This window comes from Shewanella colwelliana ATCC 39565 (genome assembly GCF_000518705.1).
Lineage (GTDB): Bacteria > Pseudomonadota > Gammaproteobacteria > Enterobacterales > Shewanellaceae > Shewanella > Shewanella colwelliana.
Genome location: NZ_JAEC01000029.1, coordinates 22,995 through 41,223, shown reverse-complemented (window position 1 = coordinate 41,223; position 18,229 = coordinate 22,995). Strand labels below are relative to the sequence as shown.

The window sequence follows — 18,229 nt, the reverse complement described above, 5'->3', positions numbered from 1 at the left end:
CAATCGGCATAATCAGGCTTTAGAAGCGAGACAATTACATTGAACTTAACACTTTCTCGACACTTGATAATGGCGCACTTATTTATAGCCGCCACAATAACGACTAGCGTAGCGGCAGCCAATGATGAGTTGGTTAAGCTGGCATTGCCCCTTTATCAAGTAGAAAAAACCATTGAGTATCGCCGTTTAGACAATGGGCTTGAAGTGAGGCTATTACCACTTGCGCAACGACAAAGTGTGGCAATTGCCAGTCAGTTTGCAGTCGGTTCGCGCAATGAATCACAAGGTCAAACCGGCTATGCCCACCTGTTTGAACATATGCTATTTAAAGGCAGCCAAAATGCTCCAGGCGACAGTTATAGCCAAACCATGAGTGCACTCAGTGGCCGATTCAACGCGAGTACCTTTTTCGATTACACCAACTATTATCTTAACCTTCCCAGCAATGCCCTTGAGTTAGCACTCTGGTTAGAGGCCGATCGTTTTATTCGTCCCTCACTGACAACAGACACAGTGAAAAACCAGCAACAGACAGTGCTAGAGGAGATGGCGACGACGATAGATAATCAGCCCTATATTCGCCCTGCTATGGAGTTTTTGCTCAAGCAAGTGCAGGGAACCCCTTATGGCCATGCCGTGATTGGATCTAAAACCGATATTGAAGCGGCGACAACCGAGAGCCTAACTCAGTTTCATCAAACATTTTACCGCCCCGATACCCTGCAACTAAGCATAGTCGGGCAAGTGCCACCACAAACGCTCACTTGGGTAAAAGCGTATTTTGCTGACTGGCCAATGCCAAATAACACACCCCAAGGCTTTCATCCACTCCAAGTTAACAGGCAGTCTGTGCATCATGAGATCATCGATGCTCGAGGGCCTTGGCCTGGCTTACTATTGGCATGGCACACCGTTGGTCGTTCGCATCAAGATGCCGCCGCCATCAGTTTAGTTGAATCCTACCTGTTACAAAGCCGCTCTAGTGTATTAGCTAAACTCAGCCTCACAGAACCTAAACAGTTGCTGTATTACTCATTGCCATTGACCATGGAACATTTTGGTGTGATGAACCTTGTGATGGTGCCAAGAGCCAACATCTCCTTAGATCAGCTCACCGAGCAGATCACAGCGATTATCGATGACTTTGCAGCCGGTGGGCTCACATCCGAACAACTTAAGCAGTTAAAGCTGCGATCACTACAGCAGCAGCTAGCAAAACTAGATAACGACATCAGCTTAGCGACAACACTCAGCGCGACCCTTGAAAAAGACAGATTAACTCCACTATCTGGCCCATGGGAGCGCGTCAACGCAGTCACCAACGCCGATATTATTCGAGTCACTCGACAATATTTACAGCCTGGTGTCGTCCGTTTAGATCTGCTGCCGCCTTGGTATATTCGCTGGAGTAAAGCGGTACTCGAATGGCTACCTACAGGATGGACAGACTCATTAGAGGAGCAAGTGTTATGAGGCCCTTTGTTGTGAAGCTGTGCGGTATAAAGCTGTGCAGTATAAACTCATGCCTCTTACTCAGTTTTTTTCTCATCTTGCTAATTTGCGGTGGTTGTCAGCAGACCAAAATGACCTTTACACCAGTTCAATCCCCCGAGCCCCCTAGCTTCAAACCGTTAATCAACGCACCTATAGTTGAATCATCAGGTTCGAGCCTAGTAGAACACCATTTAGTGCCGCAAGTGAGTGTGCTAGCCCCCTTTCATCTCCTGCATATACTCCCAGGCAGACTCTCTACGCTTAACCGCATTCATTTAGTCGCAGTTAGCCCAAACCAGCCTTATCAAGATGCGGATATCTTGGCCAAGGCCTTTACTGAAAAAGGGCTTTGGCTGGCAAATAAGCCATCTGCAAAAACACCTTTCAACTGCATAGAAAGCTTTAACTCACAAGTGAGTCTACATAGCGTTACGCTTACCTTGGCCTGCCCTGATGATCAGCTTGAAACGGCCTTATCGCTATTAGTCGATATATGGTCAACCGGCAGTTTTAGCGATCTAGATATCGCCAAACTAAGACGACAACTCGCACTCGATAAACATATCAACGCGTTTAATGGTAACGAAATAGAGAAGCTGTGGGCGGAAAAAATATTGGGACAAACCCATCCCTATAATGGCGCGCTCAATAATGAAGCACAGCAAAAAACGCTAACACATCAGTCTCTTGAAAAGATTGCTCATCAAGCAGGGATCCAAAGCCAGTGGCACCTAATCATCGAACGCGACGCGTCAATTGAGCCGCAGCAAAAAACGGTTATCGCAGCGCAAATGAAACGCCTGCCTGTGCCATCGAGTTTCAGTGAACCAAAGCTAGATAGCTTTAAACCCTATGGTAAAACCCTCTACGTTATCGACGCGCCGGGCAGCGTACAAACCCAAGTGCGCCTTGGATACCATTTACCATTACAGGCTCACAGCAGTGATAGTGGCCAGATAGACAGCACTTTTAGTTGCGAACTTCTGAGCCGTTGGCTCGGAAGAAGTTTTTCAGGCAGACTTTACTATGATCTGCGTGAACGACGAGGACTCACCTATGGAATTTATGGACGCTGCTTCGACAACCCTATGGCGACAATTCTAAAGTACTACGGTAGTACCCAGTTACAGCACACAGGGGCTTTTATTAAAGGGATTTTAGATCATTTACAGCTAGCCCAAACTGAGCTCGCCGAAGACGACGAGGTAAAAGCGCTCGCAGATTACTATCAAAATCAATTCAACTTAATGTTTGACGATCCCGCTCATCGCACGGCGCGCTATATTCAGCTGCTGAGTAAGCAGCAGGATTGGCAAGCGATAGTGAATCAGCAAGCTCAATGGCAACGTCTCAATTCGTTGACATTACAGCAAGCGGCACAGCAAGTGTTCCACGCTCCACCAGTGATGGTTATCCGTGGCGATCTCGATAAAATAAAACCCGATCTACAGGAAAAATTACCAGATTGGCATATAGTCACACCATAGGTTTACTTACCTCATTTATGCCAAGTTATAACACCTACAATCTGCAGGGTTGTGTCTAATAGATATATAGATAAAATAGTAAACACATTTTGATACAACTAACATAATAATAAAGTTGTACGATTTATTCGTTTCAAAAACAACCCTAGTAATAAAGTAGTACATTATAAATCTCATAAGGAAGTGAAATGTATAATGGTGAATTATTTACCCTAAGTAGATGCCCTAGAAATATCCAATTTTTAAGAAGTACTGCGGGCTTGCTCAACTTAAAAACAAATATACTCACACACCAAAATACCCAGGGCGGGATTAAACTTTGTTAAATCATTTAACCAAAGAAAATCTCGCTCCTAAAATCGCCACTCCATGCTGCTTTTCTTATCTTGGTTGGTTTACTTGCTTTTAGCGGATGCTGCTCTAAAAGGTTCAGCACGATACGCCGAAATAGCGCCATCTTCTTCGCGTTTTCATGGTCACCAATCCTTGAACAATCTTCCCTAAAGGTGACGTCAAGCACCCAGTGTTGCTGGTTCTCGATGTGCCAATGCTGACGCACCGCTTTGGCTGCGAGTTTGATGTCTAGAGGCAAAGAACTTAAGTAATAATCCGTACTTATGGTGGTAATGCCTTTGCATGTTCGTTGACGTTCAACGGCAATGAGCGACTTTGCTGACGGCCACTTTTTCGCGAGCGCCTGCGGCAGCTTTGCTGAAATTTGAAATGTCGTGCGACGCTCCTTACGGCCATGCCCCTTATCATCCTCTTCGATACTCAAGATGTCGACGCCGTCGTTATCCCAGTGAGGTTGAAACTGCATCTCTATGGCCTGCCTCAGTAGCGGTTGATTGCCTTTTACCTGAACAACATAGTCGCCTTTAGCTTTGATGATTTGTTGAAGCGTTTCCCGCTGGCAGTGAAGTGCATCAAAGGTTACAACAGTGTTTTTAATGTCTAACATGTGCAATAACGCCTGAACCGTTGCGATTTCATTGTCTTTAGTCTGTGTATCTTGCTGATACAGCACAATTCCTTGTTCAGTATCAAAGGCCGAAACCAAGTGAAGCGCATTGTTAGCGCCATGTTGATTAACAGCCCCACGCAAGGTTTTGCCGTCAATAGCGATCAATGGCTTGGATGAGGCTTCTCTTAAGCGATTTGCCCAACTAAAGAGTGTCATAACCAGTATTTCGGTATCGATCACTTTAATGATCCGAGCAATGGAATGTCGAGTAGGGATTCCGTTATCAAAATCTCGATGTTTACGCAGCCAAGATAGGTTCTCTTGGCCGAATTATTCGATAGCTTGCCAGCCATCACAACCTGAAGCGATAGCGGCTAAAACGAGAAAAATAATATCAACTAAATCATGGTTTAGGTTGATGTGAGAGCGAGGGTCTTCGATGAGTTTCAAGTGTTCAAATAAGGACATGGATTAGGCTCAGTAGAATAACATGCCCGATCAGATCATGCAGATACGAAGAAGTTCCCTACTATTAACAAAGTATGATCCCGCCCTGCAGCTGGCTAATACCTTTTTTAAACAAGTGACTTTTTATCAAAATTAGCAAATGGCCCCTAGACTACGGGCTCGTCAGTGCATTTTATGAGCTACCCAAGACACATTTCATATAAATCTAGGGCTAACAAGTCTAATTTCCAATCAAAATACACCCGAATGGATAATACAGCGGGTCAACACTTTAAGATAAGATCCGTGCGTAAAACTAAAGTTTTATTTTTAGCAAATAAGGTTACATCTCATTGTGATGCTTTTTTGTCTAGATTAACATCCACTCCTTGATGGACGATTTACTCTTGATATAAAGGACTATTTAAATGAAATATGCTTCACTTTCTGCCTTAACACTTGCCGTTATTCTTACTGGTTGTGCTTCAGACCCAGGCCCTCGTATAGCACTCGAAAAAACGGTCGAAGTCGATGGTACAGTGCTCAAATTTAACGGCAGCTATCATGACAAGAAAAATATTTTAATCTTAACCGTAAACGGCGATCCAATTATGCAAGGTCGTTTTCCTCCTTACACTCCAACTCAGAACTTAAACGCCAATTACAAAGACTTCGCTGTACGCAGTCATTGCTACTTCGGTTCGGTGTTAGGTAATCAAGGCGGTGCCTTTGGTGCCATCGCAAGTGTAGTGCAGTCTTCAAAGAGCAGCACGGCCGATAAATGTGAGTTATATGTCAATGAAAAGTTAGTCGATAACTTATATTTCTAAATTTCGGCTTAACGATTAATCAGGGGGCAGCGTTCCCCCTGAATTAATATCTCATGGCCTATCTTTTATGACCCATCTTTTGTGGCATATGTTTTATGAATCAGCTTTGTGGACAACCTTTATGGAGAGTCGTCAATCAAGGTTAGATTGATTGTATAAACAGGGAAGTCAATGGCAATCAAGCGATTATTAAAACTAACACTCTACCGCGGCTTCACAAATAAACAATTAGGCTCGGCAATATCTATTGTGCTTGTTATCACAGCGATGACATACAGCAGCAAGCTACTCGCAATGTCGACCCGCGATGCCATCCTGAATTTCAAACAAGATACCAACACTATCGTCGAGCAATCTCATCGACTCAGTAAACAACATGCTCGGCAAATGGAGTTGTTATCACAAAAGCTGGACGAAACTCAAAGCGCTAAAATCGTGCTACAAAGCGAATTCATTGGCGACATGACACAGACTGCCGAGCAGATGTTAGCGCTCGCTAATCAGTACTTACCTCATTATCAGCATTTTCTCGCAAACATCGACAAAGACAGCGACTGCTACCAACCCGAGCAATTAGCGCAATTTCAACAGACTACAACTGAACTACAAGACTATGTCGATAACATCGACTCCCTGCTAACAAAGCGAGATGAAGCCGAAGCGTTCTCGGCATTAATGGCGTTCAACCTTGGTCAAACTCAGGTCAATATGCTGGTAGACATGTTTGAGGTGTCTAAATTCTGCTATCTGTCTGAGGCTCTGCCCCCTCTGGTTGAAGACGTTCAGAGCGTCGAAACTGAACTGGTTGAGAAACTGATACAACATGGGGCGATAGATGAATTTGATCACGCGACGTCGCAAACGGATCGAACAAGGGCACCTGAGCCTCAATCACAGCAGCCACAGAACAAGTCAGTTGAAACACTGACGCTAAGCTATGAATTTACGGCTAATGACCTCCCTTATTTTAACGATCTTAGCACTCTTGAAGTCAGCGATATCTCTGAACTCAAGCAACTTACGCTGACCAATCAACTCCGTATTAATGACCAGCTTCAGTTACAACTGCCTGATGCAGCATTAGCAGATATAAGCCTGCCATACCAAGCCCGTATTACCGGTGTTGTCGAGACCGACAATGAGCGAATCACCCTAGATATATTACTGCTCCGCTCGCCGTCATATTCCATAGATGCAATGTCATTTAACGACCCACAAATAGCAAGCTGTATAAAAGCTATCGCCAAGCAGCTTCAATTGAGTAATAGCAATGAGCTGACCCAAGTTAACTGCCGTCTGTCATCGACAGTAAATCTTGACGACCTGCAAAAATTCAAACAACTGCACACAGTCAGTTTAATGGGCGGGAAGCTCACTGATTTATCCCCCTTATCGAGCTTAGCGCAATTAGAGATGCTCAACATAGAGCTGAGTCAGATAGCCAAATTTGGCGATATCAGCCGACTATCTGCCAACTTGATGCTATCAAATATCGACACTCAAGATTGGCAGGCATTAGCACAAAGCCAAGCAACATCGGTCTCCATCATGAACATTACAGATTGCTCGCGGTTAGCCCCTTTAGCACACCAGCCTAATGTCGCCTTAATGTATAAAGGGCTTAACCCCAATGAGATAATGGCGTTAATGCAACAAGTAGACAAGAGCAACAGATCGCTAACAGTGTTAACGGATTGCCCTGCCCCTAAAAACTAATAACCAAACAGCTGAGCCACAGAAACTAAGCGACATAGATAGTCGATGGCCTTTAGCCAATAAACTGTAAAAGGAAATACAATGATAAAAAAACTGTTATTAGCGCTATGTTGTACTTTAACGCTCAGCGCTCAAGCAGAGGCTGAACAACTGCCGTTTGCATCGCTTGCCGAGAGTAAGGTTTATAAAAAACAGACTCGTCATTATATTCCTTTTGCCTTTATCTCAGGTATTGATAAGGGGTCATATCAAACTCAAACTTATGCAGGGCAGCTAAAACGCATCTATTATGAACTGCCCACCAGCTATGACCCCAGCCATGCCGTTAATAACTATAAAGCGCAAATTTTAAAGCTAGGAGGCAATATACTGTTTGAGTGTCAGCTAGATGCCTGTGGTAACAAGAGCAAACTATCGAAACAAGTTAGTCCGCTTCACGATATTCCTAAAAACTCTCCGGCGCTACTCACCGCTAAGCTCCCCCTTAAAAACAAACAAGTTTACCTCTCAGTCTATGCGGCGAATTGGCACAATGGTGCTGGGCTGCAACTGGATATTATCGAGGAAATCGATGAACCATTGGCTCTGTTAACAACCAATCAAGCCTATCTCGGCACATCGGTAGAACAAGAGTCATTTAAAGACAGAACGAATAATGATACGCAAGGCGCTAGCGATCACCCCATGATAGCCAGACTACCCGGTGCCTATATTCATGATTACCTACAACAAGGATTTGGCCAAACCTTAGTGCTCGATGGCGTCGATAAAGGCCAACACAAAATCAAAACCCTTGAAGGTAAGATCACCGATATAAACTACAAACTTCCTCGTGGTTATTCTGAGTATGAGGTCAATGCCAATTACAAGGCGGCGTTAGAAAAACTCGGTTTTGTGCGCGGATTTCACTGCCAAGGTAATGATTGTGGTCAATCACGAAAAATTCATCCACGCATCAAGACATTTGCACATATAGGACAGGATGAAAATCAGTTTTACGCTCTCTATACCTTAACTCGCCCCGAGGGTAATGTGCATGCCATGGTCTACATTATAGGTTACGAGAATGGCCTATGGAGCGAGCTTAAGCTCGTTGAAGAAACTAGCCTAGTAGATGATAGATTAGTCATTGATCTAGAAGGTCTAACCGATAAAATTGCACAAACAGGTCACGTGGCACTAGACGGCCTATTGTTTAAGTTTGATAGCGATGAAATGTTACCAGAGGCCGCCGAAGTGATAACGATTGTCGCAAGTTACCTTAAGGCTCACCCGAAGCAAGACTTTTATGTCATCGGTCACACCGATGACCAAGGTAAGCAGAGTTACAACCAAGTGTTATCGGAAAAGCGGGCTAAAGCAGTAGTGCAAGCACTGACACGTCAGCACGGCATAAACAAGCAACAACTCACCGCCAAGGGGATTGGCGAATATGCCCCCGTTGCAAACAATAGTAACGATGCAGGCAAGCAGCTTAATCGCCGCGTCGAGTTGGTACTTCGCTCCGATAATAAGTAATACTGATTGGTATAATTTTAGATGTGCGCCGAACGCCCGTTCGGCGCCCCTATTGCAGTACAAATATGCTAGCATAGCTGTACTCTCAGCCAATCACCTTGCAAGTCTATGCCTCTGTCTCCACGCCAGCACTTCGAATCACTGCAGCGCCAAAAAGGCTTCACCCACGACATAAGCCAGGTAAAGGTTGTCGAGCAATTACAGAGGTTGCACCAACAGATTCTCGATAAAGACCAGCAGATTAAAGGACTTTATTTATGGGGTGATGTTGGCCGCGGTAAAACCATGTTGATGGATGTTTTTTACAACAGCTTGCCACAGCAAACAACCTTGAGACTGCACTTTCATCGATTTATGGCCAAGGTACACAGTGAGATGCAAGGGTTAAATGGGCAACGCGATCCATTAAAAATAGTGGCCACACAGATAGCAAAGCAATATCAAGTCATCTGCTTTGATGAGTTTTTTGTCAGCGACATCGGTGATGCTATGATTTTAGGGCGGCTATTTGAAGCGCTATTTGAACTAGGCGTTGTACTGGTTGCCACCTCGAATACCCCTGTTGAAAAACTCTATGAAAATGGCTTAGCCCGTGACCGGTTTCTGCCTTTTATCGGCCTATTACAAGGCCAAACAGAATCGATACATCTTGATGGTGATATCGACCATCGACTAAGACAACTCACCAGCCAGCAAACCTATTTTCTGCATGATGAGATCAATCTCAAACAGCTCTTCGACACCATTAAGGAAGAACAAACCTCAACGTCCACCGCGCTAACCATACTCGGACGGCAGATCCCTGTAATTGAACGCAGTACAAACTGCCTGTGGGTCAGTTTCGATGCCCTATGCGATGGACCACGCTCTCAACTCGACTATATTGAACTGGCGAGTCAGTTTAGTAGCATGTTGATCAGTCATATTCCACCACTTGGGGGGGTCCCCAGATCCTGGATACGCGCCAGAGGTACGGAAGATGGCACAACCGCAGTAGAGGCCGGCGCACGCCAACTTCACTATGCGCCCAAAGACGATCCAGCGCGACGCTTTATCGCCTTGGTCGATGAGCTTTACGATCAGCAGGTTAACCTCTATCTTCATGGTGAACTGCCATTAGAACATCTATACACTCCGGGTGCCTTAGCATTTGAATTTAAGCGCACCATGAGCCGACTGATTGAGATGCAATCGGTCGAATACCTACATAGCCAAAATCAACCATGATAAAGAGCTTATCTCAATGCAATATCAAACAGAGGTGGGTCAACAATGACACAAGCAGCGGTTGATATCGACTGGATTTCGGTCAGTCTGTTTATGCTGGTTTTAGTCATACCGTTAGGCATTAGTCGCTACTTCCAACTGGGACTCAAACGTGACGTCGCCATCGCTGTGACTCGTATGACCTTACAGTTGATATTAGTTGGCTTATATCTGCAATTTCTGTTCGATTTAAATAGCCTCTGGCTCAACCTAGCCTGGCTGTCGGCCATGATGGCCATTGGTGCCAGCGCGATCATCGCTGGCGCAAAGCTGCCAAGACGACCACTGATGTTACCGATATTAGCCAGCTTAGTGTTAGCGCTAACCCCCATTCTGCTATTGTTACTGCTTTGGCTACTGCAGCCAGCGCCGCTATTCAGCGCGCAATACCTCATCCCACTCGCCGGCATGCTACTTGGCAACAGCCTCAGCGGTAACATTATTGCGCTACAAAGGTTATTTTCGTCGCTTGAAGAGCAACGTCATGAATATGAAGCTCGTCTCGCCTTAGGCGCTAGCGCCAAACAAGCCGCATGGCCTTTCTTACAATCAGCATTGAAGCAATCTCTCGCGCCAATTTTAGCCACGATGACAACCACAGGCTTAGTGACGCTGCCGGGAATGATGACTGGACAAATTCTAGGAGGGAGCGATCCTATGGTCGCCATCAAATATCAACTGATCATTTTGGTAGCCATTTTTGTCATGTTGAGTTTGAGTGTAACCCTAGCCCTAACTCTAACCCTTCACACGGCATTAAATGCCAGCGGACGAGTGCTATTAAAACGATGGGGATGATTTGATTACTGAACTGGTGGGGTTATTGATATTTACTCAAAATATTTTGATATTCACTGAGTCCATTTTCCTGGATGTTAGCCTTAACCCGATCGACCCCCAACTGTAACAATGCCCGCAATTTGGGATCGCTATCGAGGCTAAATGCATAGTAGAGTTCACTCTCTTTTAGGGTATACACAGCTTCAAATTCATCAATTTTTATTGCCGCCCTTTTAATCAGCCAACGCCCAACAAACTCCTCATAAGCCCACATATCAATGCGCTCACGCTGTAACATATACAGCAGTGAGTGTGCATTATGAGCCTGCATGATCTGGGTTCTCGGCACTCCCATATTCAATACCGCTTGCTCCCCAATATCATCGCGTATGGTGCCAATCATATGTTTTTTAATGTCTGCGATATTGGCTATTTTTAATTGCTTGGCCGTTGGAGCAAACAACACCACTCGAGTCGTCGCTATCGGCCCAACCCATTCAAACATCGGCTCCCTAAAGGGTGTCCTCGTTGTCGAAAACAGCACAGTATTAACGCCCGACAGTGTCAATTTGTAGCCTCGAGCCCATGGGACAAGCTGAATACTATTTGGATCGAGACGATCGTCCACCTTGCTCACAGCTGCCAACAGCAGATCGACGGCGATCCCTTTTAATTCATGGGACTCGCGATAATTATAGGGGGGATAAGACTCAGTAAAAAAGCTCAGTTGCGAGAGATCATTCGCCATGGCCAATGTCCCAACGCTAGCTGGGAGCCAAAGCATGATGATAAGACAAAATTGGCGAAAAAGATCAATTGGCATAGACAGATAATGGCATAGTTACAACTGAATAATCTCAGTGTAGCAGATGTCACCACTGTCTGAGCATTGAGTCAGAAATGTTGCGCAATCTGTCCCACATAATGGCATTGACCCAGCTAAAGCTCACCTCACTCTCCTAATATTTGCTCATAGATGGTAACCACTCGCTGGGCATGTTCGGCCACGAAAGCTACCGGCAGTTGGCCCACATTCTGTTGTAGGGTTAATCGATGACTTTCATCACGCAAAAAACAGTAGGCTTGAGTTAAATACTGGGCACTTAAATAGGGTAGTAATTCGAGCTCTGATAACACTTCAAAAATACGCACATTATCCGACCATATACTGAGTTCTGGGTGCTGTTCGGTATTTGCCAGCACCAGATATTGGGCAATAAACTCAATATCAGCGATACCGCCTGCACTCTGCTTTAAGTCAAAATTGCTTGGGTCGACTTTTAGCAGATGTTCGCGCATCTTGATTCGCATCTCTCTAACGTCTTTAGCTAGCTGTACTCTATCCCTATGGCTGCCTAGCACCTCAGCTCTCAAAATGCTAAAGCGACTGGCTAGCGCATTGTCGCCAAACAAAAATCTTGCCCTAACAAGAGCTTGATGTTCCCATGTCCAGGCTTCTTCTTTCTGATATTGTCCGAAATACTCAATTTCACTGACCAACAAACCCGATGCACCCGATGGACGCAGACGCATATCCACCTCATAGAGTTCACCTGAGGTCGTTCGGGTTGAAAAGAGGTGTAAAATACGTTGAGCTAACTTAAGGTAAAAGTGACCAATATCTATTGGTCTATCACCATTGGTTTCAGTACTTTGCGGGTACTTTACTCGGTTGTAATCGTGCAAAAACACCAGGTCTAGGTCGGAGCCATAGCCCAACTCAATGCCGCCCGCTTTGCCATAACCTATCACCGCAAACCCTTTCTCGTCGCCTTGCAGATGAGGGGGCGTACCATGACGTGCACTCACCTGTTGCCAAGCCTGTACCACGACCTGTTCAATAATCGCTTCAGCTAAAAAGGTAAGGTGATCGCTCACCTGCATCACAGGTAATACCCCAGTGACATCGGCGGCGGCGATCTTTAACTGCTGCGACAGCTTAAACTGCCTCAACGCTTCCATCTGCTGCTCCATGTCCTCTTCAGGCACGCGCAGTAGATATTGGCGTAACTCACTGGGGTAATCGTCCAGAGAGGTAGTGTCATAGAGCTGTGAAGGATCGATGAGTTCATCGAGCAGCATAGGAAACTTAGCTAACTGCTGCGCAATCCATGGGCTGGCCAAACACAGACTCACCAGTTGCTGCCTTGCTCCTGGGTTTTCATATAACAGTTCAAGATAAGTAGTACGTGTGAGAATTTGGTCCAATACCTTGGACACGGGTTCAAAGGCTTTTGACGGTTGAGCTAAGTGTGTAAACTCTTGTAATAACAACGGCATGAGTTTATCTAATGTATCTCGCCCTCTTGGGCCAATCGTGCGTTTTACTACCGTTTCTCGCCAACTTTTTACCGCAGGCCACAGCCCTTGATCTTCAACACTTTGCTCCGCCATTAAACTATCAGCATCTTCATCATCTTGCAGATTCCACAACTGTTGCGTCCATAGATCGCTGGTCTCCTCCCCCTCTTGGCCCCCAACGGTTTCCTTAAAATAGCGATGGATTTTACTCATCGCATCCTCAATGTGAGTACGCAGTTCAGCCTCGCCCGCCATCTCCATTGCAAAACAGAGTCGCTGCCAATCAAGTTGATGATGCGGTAACGTTTGGGTTTGATTATCGCCAATGGCCTGCAATAAATTCTCAACTCGTCTGAGCAGCAAATAACTGTGCTTAAGCTCATCGACTGCGAGGTATTCCAATTGCCCTAAACTGTAAAGGGTATCGATAGCAGCAAACAGGCTTTGCTGGCGCAGCGCAGGCTCTCGACCGCCACGAATCAACTGAAAGCTCTGTACCACGAACTCCACTTCTCTTATGCCACCCGCACCCAGTTTAATATTGTCGGTGAGCTGACGACGCCTCACCTCTTGGGTGATCAACTGCTTCATTTTCCGCAAAGATTCAATGGCAGAAAAATCGATATAACGGCGGTATACAAAGGGACGCAGCATGTCGTGCAGTTCATCAGAAAATCCAGTCCAAGGACCCAGCGCACGCGCCTTAACCATGGCATAGCGTTCCCAATCTCGCCCCTGCTCTTGATAATAATCTTCTAGACCACTAAAACTGACCACTAACGGGCCACTTTCGCCATAGGGCCTAAGGCGCATATCCACGCGATACACAAACCCATCAACCGTGACTTGATGCAGCAAGTTAACTAAGCGCTGCCCCATACGAATAAAAAACTGTTGATTGTCTTGGCTACGTCGACCGCCAACGGTTTCGCCATGCTCAGGGAAGGTAAAGATAAGATCGATATCAGATGAGAAATTAAGCTCTCGACCACCGAGTTTACCCATACCTAATATCATCAAAGGTTGCGGATTACCCTCACAATCACATGGCGTACCATATTGCTGGCACATCTGAATATAAAGCCAATCACGAGCACCAATAATCAGGGCTTCGGCTAAGGCAGACAGATCGAGCAGAGACTCATTCAGGCCGGAGTAACCTAAAAAGTCACGCCAGGCAAGACGAACCATTTGTCGATTACGGTAACGACGCAATATCGCTTTGGCTTGGTCTTCATCAACAGCGCCTGCCAACAGTGAGTCGAGCTCATGGGAAAAACTATCACGCGACAGGTTTTCAAGCTGCCCTTCAAACAGTGGCAACACCCAATTGGGATGTCGACAAAGTTGCTCTGCGGCAAAATCACTCAAGCCCATGATGGTTTGCAGTTCATGAATTTGCGCTTCAGTTAACTGTTCAGATATATCAGGCCAAGCGTCGAGAATTCGCTGCCAGTTCAATTGTGCGGCTTGCATGACCACTTGGGGTAACACTCGATTGCAAATATTTTCCATAGCCCAAACAATCCCTAACATTTAAACGGTCGACATAATATGTCTTGAATGATATAGATATGTGTCAATTGGAACCAAGGCGTGATCAAGTTGACGCATTGCCGTCATCAAGTTGAATTGATTCGACAATTGATTACGTATTATGGCTCGCAGAAGGTTACTATACCCTAACTAGCAGCTATATTATGCAAAGATGTGATGAACTGATCATCGATTATCAGTCTCAATCCTAACTCAATAATGGAGAAACCATGGCAGCAATGCTCATTCGTGTTCTCACCTTGACTCTACTGTTAACCCAAGTCGGGTGCGGTGACGATAGGCCAGAAAAAATTGCTAACTATCAGCGACTGACTGAAGCGCGTGTGGCTGCGCTTGGGCAGATGCTAGATAATGGCGAAATCCGTAATGCAAACTTACTCAAGCAATACGCTAGCATAGTCACCAGCCAGAAAGCGGACCTGTCTCCACTATTGCAAGAGTTAGCTAAAGACGGCACCAGTAAAGGTCCATTATTTACGTCGCTAAAACGGCGCTTGAGTGAATTAGGCAACGACAATAACTTTGTCCATATCGATCAACGTCTCGACGAGGCGGAAAACCTCTATCAAGCAGCCGATCCTAGCCTGTTTAATGACATGCTCTCCGACCCCGTCAATGTGGTTGCCGATATGTCTGACGGCGCACTCGCTCGCGTCAACTCCATCAGTCGCGAAGCGGCAGTGCTCGCCAATGGTGCCGAAGATTTTGGCGCAGGCAGCCAATTGGTCGGCAACCCTGCGTACGGCAACTGGCAAACGGGTTCTAATGGCATGTCTTTTTGGGCATGGTATGGCATGTACGCGATGTTCTCGAACTTCACTCGGGGGCCTATCGGTTACGACCGCTGGTCAAGCCGACGAAACTATAGTTACTACAACGATGTAGGTCGCTATCGCTACACTTCGCCAAAGCAGGCCAGCTCGCAAAACCAGACCTATCAGCGTACCAAGAAGCAGTTTAATTCGCAGGGCAAAAAATTCGATAGCCCCTACGCTAAATCTCGCTCTGGCTCCACCAGCTTGTCTCGCCAAAGTAGTAGCGTTCCCAAAGCGAGTACAGCCGGCACGAGTAAAAGTAAATTTCGCTCAAACTACTCTAAAAACAGCAACTTTAGAAATTCAGGCAACCGCACAACCCGTGGTGTGCGCCGGGGCAAATAAAGGATATTACGATGACATTTTTTCAAAACTTCGGCATCACATCTGAACTGATAGGCATACTCGCCATCGATATCACTATCGCCGTAATCTTACTCACAGCCATGCGTTATCTGCAGGGATGGAACCTCAAAGTAAATAGCACCCACGAACTCTCAGAGCGCGACAACTTCGCCTTTGGGATCAGTACCGCTGGCGCTGTGGCAGGTTTAGGCATAGTGCTAACGGGTGCTATCACAGGTGAAGCCGCACACTCTTTTCTTTATGAAGCCATCGGCATGAGTGCCTACGGTATTTTTGGTCTATTGCTGATTAAGTTAGGTCGTTTTCTCCATGACAAAATCGCCCTCAATGAGATAGATAAAAATGCCATGATCCTCAAAGGCAATATCTCTGTCGCCCTTGTCGATGCCGCTGCAGCTATCGCCACAGCCATTATCATACGCTCAGTATTGATGTGGGCTGAAGATATCACCTTAGACACCTTTATCGCGATTTTTAGTGCCTTCGCGATTTCACAATTGATGTTAGTGTTGTTAACCCGCTTTCGCGAAAAACAGTACGCTAAACGCAATCAAGATGCGTCAATGCAAGCGGCTTTAGCACAAGGTCACACAGCAGTGGCAATTCGTCACAGTGGTTATATGCTTGCCATGGCATTGAGTTTTAATGCCGCCAGCCATTTTATCCTCTATGAACCACAAGCCTATATCAGCAACCTTATTGGCTGGTTAGTGTTCTCAGTTATCATGCTTATCTGTTTATCATTACTGCAAGCCTTAGTGAAAAAGTTAGTGCTTGCTAACATTGATTTAGCCCAAGAGGTTGAACAACAGCATAATATTGGTATCGCAACGGTAGAGCTTGCTATCAGCGTCGCCATTGCGTTAATTCTCACCAGCTTAATGGCGTAACCTCAGCCGGGTTAAAAGGAATTAATGCAGTCACCTACTGAAAATGCGCCAACACCTGTTGGCGCGAAAAAACTCTCTTGGTTCGATGATATCTTGCTATTGGGGATCATGGCAGTCTTGGCCGGTTGCGGCCTGATCTATGAATACCTGCTCTCTCATTATGCCGGTCGGGTGCTGGGGGCATTAGAAGCCGCTATCTATACCATGATAGGTCTTATGATTGTTTCTATGGGGGTGGGCGCCTTTGCCGCACGGAAAATCCGCTGTGCTTATACTGGTTTTGCGGTATTAGAGTTGTGTGTCGCCCTATGCGGCGCACTGGCTATTCTCATTACTGCCGCCGTTATCGGCTTTGGCCAGCAGTTACCTATCATCATTGCTAATACCTTGGGCTTACCGCCCGATCAACTGCCCCAAGGCGGTGCTATTGGCTGGCTGCAAAAGCTAAGCGAACATCTCCCCTACTTCTGGGGTGTGTTACTCGGCTTGATGATTGGTATGGAGATCCCGCTTATCGCACGAGTAAGACAATCGCTTTGCGACGAACACTTGATGCATAACGCAGGCACTATCTATGGTGCCGACTATATTGGTGCAGGCATAGGTGCCGCCATTTGGGTGAGCTTTATGCTTGCCATCGACATTCAGCTCGCCGCAGCGCTCACCGCCAGTTTTAATCTCTTGGCCGGCTTTATTTTCATCTGGCGTTTCTGGAGTAAAATTCGTTACGTTAGGTTGCTGCTCGTTGGCCATCTGTTTGCCACTGGTCTCTTACTGCTACTCGCTTGGCATGGTCCAAACTGGGAACAAGACTTTAATAATCTACTCTACAAAGACAAGGTGGTTTACGCCAAAGCGACGCGCTTTCAGCAACTCACTTTCACTGAGCGCCTGCGGGGCAACGATCTCTCACCTGTCTACTCACTCTATATTAATGGCCGTTTGCAGTTTTCCAGCCAAGATGAACATATCTACCACTCGTTTCTAGTACACCCAACACTTGAAGCCAGCGCGCGCCATGACAAGGTGCTGATCATCGGCGGCGGGGATGGCCTTGGCCTGAGACAAGTGTTCAAATGGCAACCTAAACACGTCACGTTGATGGATTTGGATAAGGATTTAGTCAACTTATTTAAAGATGGCAGCGACGCCATGCCTGCACGCTTAAATCTAGCACTGAAGAAACTTAATGCCGATGCGCTGAATGATCCACGAGTCGAGTTGCTCTTCGATGACGCCTTTAACGGCACAGATAAGCTTATTCAGCGTGGTGAAAAGTATGATGTGATCATTGTTGATCTGCCGGATCCGAGCCATCCAGATCTCAATAAACTCTATTCAGATCTTTTTTATCGCAAACTTAAGGAACTCTTAAGTGCAGATGGAGCACTAACAGTACAGTCGACTTCGCCCTATCATGCGCCCAAGGCGTTTATCTCAGTGGGCAAAACCTTGGCAAGTGCAGGCTTTAAGGTTAACCAATACCACCATAATGTCCCTAGTTTCGGTGAGTGGGGATGGAGTATTGCAACCCTTCAAGGCAAAGATGCTCAAGCAAGGCTTGCAGGCTTGAATAAGCTGTCCATTGATGAAGCTTGGTTAACCCCAGGCATGATTAAAGGAGCCTTTGAGTTTCCCGGAAACTATTACCATGATGCAAGCCAAGTGAAGATCAATGCCATAGGCTCAATGCAGCTGTATCAGTACCATCAGCAAGCTTGGTTAGAAAATGAAAACGTGTCACTTTTTTGAACACAAAAATAGCGCTTGACATATTATGTCTCAGTGCTATCTTTAA

The 18,229-nt window shown here is 45.9% G+C and carries 12 protein-coding genes and 1 pseudogene; 10 read left to right on the top strand and 3 right to left on the bottom strand.

Going from position 1 to position 18,229, the window contains the following annotated elements:
* The first annotated feature begins 69 nt into the window (after positions 1 to 69).
* Together L876_RS0112760 and L876_RS0112755 are read left to right on the top strand one after the other, a co-directional pair.
* Entirely contained in the window at positions 70 to 1,473 is a 1,404-nt protein-coding gene (locus tag L876_RS0112760) for a M16 family metallopeptidase (protein ID WP_051413111.1), read from the top strand.
* A 110-nt stretch (positions 1,474 to 1,583) separates the two neighbouring features.
* Positions 1,584 to 2,981: a M16 family metallopeptidase gene (locus tag L876_RS0112755; RefSeq protein WP_162149002.1), complete on the top strand. Its 1,398-nt coding sequence runs from the start codon at positions 1,584 to 1,586 to the stop codon at positions 2,979 to 2,981.
* Between the two features lie 331 nt (positions 2,982 to 3,312).
* Here L876_RS0112755 and L876_RS21715 read toward each other — a convergent pair.
* Positions 3,313 to 4,413, bottom strand: a pseudogene (locus L876_RS21715) (ISAs1 family transposase).
* A 407-nt stretch (positions 4,414 to 4,820) separates the two neighbouring features.
* Here L876_RS21715 and L876_RS0112745 point away from each other — a divergent pair.
* From L876_RS0112745 to L876_RS0112725, 5 genes are all read left to right on the top strand, one after another.
* Positions 4,821 to 5,222, top strand: coding sequence for a hypothetical protein (locus tag L876_RS0112745; protein ID WP_028764165.1), 402 nt, complete (start codon positions 4,821 to 4,823; stop codon positions 5,220 to 5,222).
* Between the two features lie 171 nt (positions 5,223 to 5,393).
* The gene (locus L876_RS0112740; RefSeq protein ID WP_028764164.1) at positions 5,394 to 6,938 is read left to right on the top strand and encodes a hypothetical protein; all 1,545 of its coding nucleotides are present in this window, start codon (positions 5,394 to 5,396) and stop codon (positions 6,936 to 6,938) included.
* A gap of 81 nt (positions 6,939 to 7,019) precedes the next feature.
* Positions 7,020 to 8,456 (top strand): OmpA family protein, encoded by a 1,437-nt coding sequence (locus L876_RS0112735; RefSeq protein WP_028764163.1) that lies wholly within the window; start codon positions 7,020 to 7,022, stop codon positions 8,454 to 8,456.
* Between the two features lie 108 nt (positions 8,457 to 8,564).
* The gene (gene zapE / locus L876_RS21710; protein ID WP_037428659.1) at positions 8,565 to 9,683 is read left to right on the top strand and encodes a cell division protein ZapE; all 1,119 of its coding nucleotides are present in this window, start codon (positions 8,565 to 8,567) and stop codon (positions 9,681 to 9,683) included.
* Positions 9,684 to 9,728: 45 nt separating this feature from the next.
* Positions 9,729 to 10,520 (top strand): ABC transporter permease, encoded by a 792-nt coding sequence (locus L876_RS0112725; protein WP_028764162.1) that lies wholly within the window; start codon positions 9,729 to 9,731, stop codon positions 10,518 to 10,520.
* Between the two features lie 22 nt (positions 10,521 to 10,542).
* Here the strand turns inward: L876_RS0112725 and L876_RS0112720 are convergent, their stop codons facing one another.
* On the bottom strand, positions 10,543 to 11,250 hold the full coding sequence (locus L876_RS0112720; protein ID WP_245686939.1) for a substrate-binding periplasmic protein: 708 nt from the start codon (positions 11,248 to 11,250) through the stop codon (positions 10,543 to 10,545).
* A gap of 203 nt (positions 11,251 to 11,453) precedes the next feature.
* Positions 11,454 to 14,318 (bottom strand): bifunctional [glutamate--ammonia ligase]-adenylyl-L-tyrosine phosphorylase/[glutamate--ammonia-ligase] adenylyltransferase, encoded by a 2,865-nt coding sequence (gene glnE, locus L876_RS0112715; RefSeq protein WP_028764160.1) that lies wholly within the window; start codon positions 14,316 to 14,318, stop codon positions 11,454 to 11,456.
* 251 nt (positions 14,319 to 14,569) lie between these two features.
* Between glnE and L876_RS0112710 the strand changes: the two genes are divergently transcribed.
* The 3 genes from L876_RS0112710 to L876_RS0112700 are packed head-to-tail and all read left to right on the top strand — an operon-like array spanning position 14,570 to position 18,183.
* Positions 14,570 to 15,520: a hypothetical protein gene (locus tag L876_RS0112710; RefSeq protein ID WP_028764159.1), complete on the top strand. Its 951-nt coding sequence runs from the start codon at positions 14,570 to 14,572 to the stop codon at positions 15,518 to 15,520.
* 11 nt (positions 15,521 to 15,531) lie between these two features.
* Entirely contained in the window at positions 15,532 to 16,431 is a 900-nt protein-coding gene (locus L876_RS0112705; protein ID WP_028764158.1) for a DUF350 domain-containing protein, read from the top strand.
* Positions 16,432 to 16,455: 24 nt separating this feature from the next.
* Positions 16,456 to 18,183, top strand: a complete 1,728-nt coding sequence (locus tag L876_RS0112700) for a polyamine aminopropyltransferase (RefSeq protein ID WP_028764157.1) — start codon at positions 16,456 to 16,458, stop codon at positions 18,181 to 18,183.
* Positions 18,184 to 18,229: the final 46 nt, after the last annotated feature.

Excerpts from the sequence above, each read along its gene's own strand:
- L876_RS0112760 (WP_051413111.1), top strand. The coding sequence starts at position 70 with ATGGCGCACTTATTTATAGCCGCCACAATAACGACTAGCGTAGCGGCA.
- L876_RS0112755 (WP_162149002.1), top strand. The coding sequence starts at position 1,584 with ATGACCTTTACACCAGTTCAATCCCCCGAGCCCCCTAGCTTCAAACCG.
- L876_RS0112745 (WP_028764165.1), top strand. The coding sequence starts at position 4,821 with ATGAAATATGCTTCACTTTCTGCCTTAACACTTGCCGTTATTCTTACT.
- L876_RS0112740 (WP_028764164.1), top strand. The coding sequence starts at position 5,394 with ATGGCAATCAAGCGATTATTAAAACTAACACTCTACCGCGGCTTCACA.
- L876_RS0112735 (WP_028764163.1), top strand. The coding sequence starts at position 7,020 with ATGATAAAAAAACTGTTATTAGCGCTATGTTGTACTTTAACGCTCAGC.
- zapE (WP_037428659.1), top strand. The coding sequence starts at position 8,565 with ATGCCTCTGTCTCCACGCCAGCACTTCGAATCACTGCAGCGCCAAAAA.
- L876_RS0112725 (WP_028764162.1), top strand. The coding sequence starts at position 9,729 with ATGACACAAGCAGCGGTTGATATCGACTGGATTTCGGTCAGTCTGTTT.
- L876_RS0112720 (WP_245686939.1), bottom strand. The coding sequence starts at position 11,250 with ATGGCGAATGATCTCTCGCAACTGAGCTTTTTTACTGAGTCTTATCCC.
- glnE (WP_028764160.1), bottom strand. The coding sequence starts at position 14,318 with ATGGAAAATATTTGCAATCGAGTGTTACCCCAAGTGGTCATGCAAGCC.
- L876_RS0112710 (WP_028764159.1), top strand. The coding sequence starts at position 14,570 with ATGGCAGCAATGCTCATTCGTGTTCTCACCTTGACTCTACTGTTAACC.
- L876_RS0112705 (WP_028764158.1), top strand. The coding sequence starts at position 15,532 with ATGACATTTTTTCAAAACTTCGGCATCACATCTGAACTGATAGGCATA.
- L876_RS0112700 (WP_028764157.1), top strand. The coding sequence starts at position 16,456 with ATGCAGTCACCTACTGAAAATGCGCCAACACCTGTTGGCGCGAAAAAA.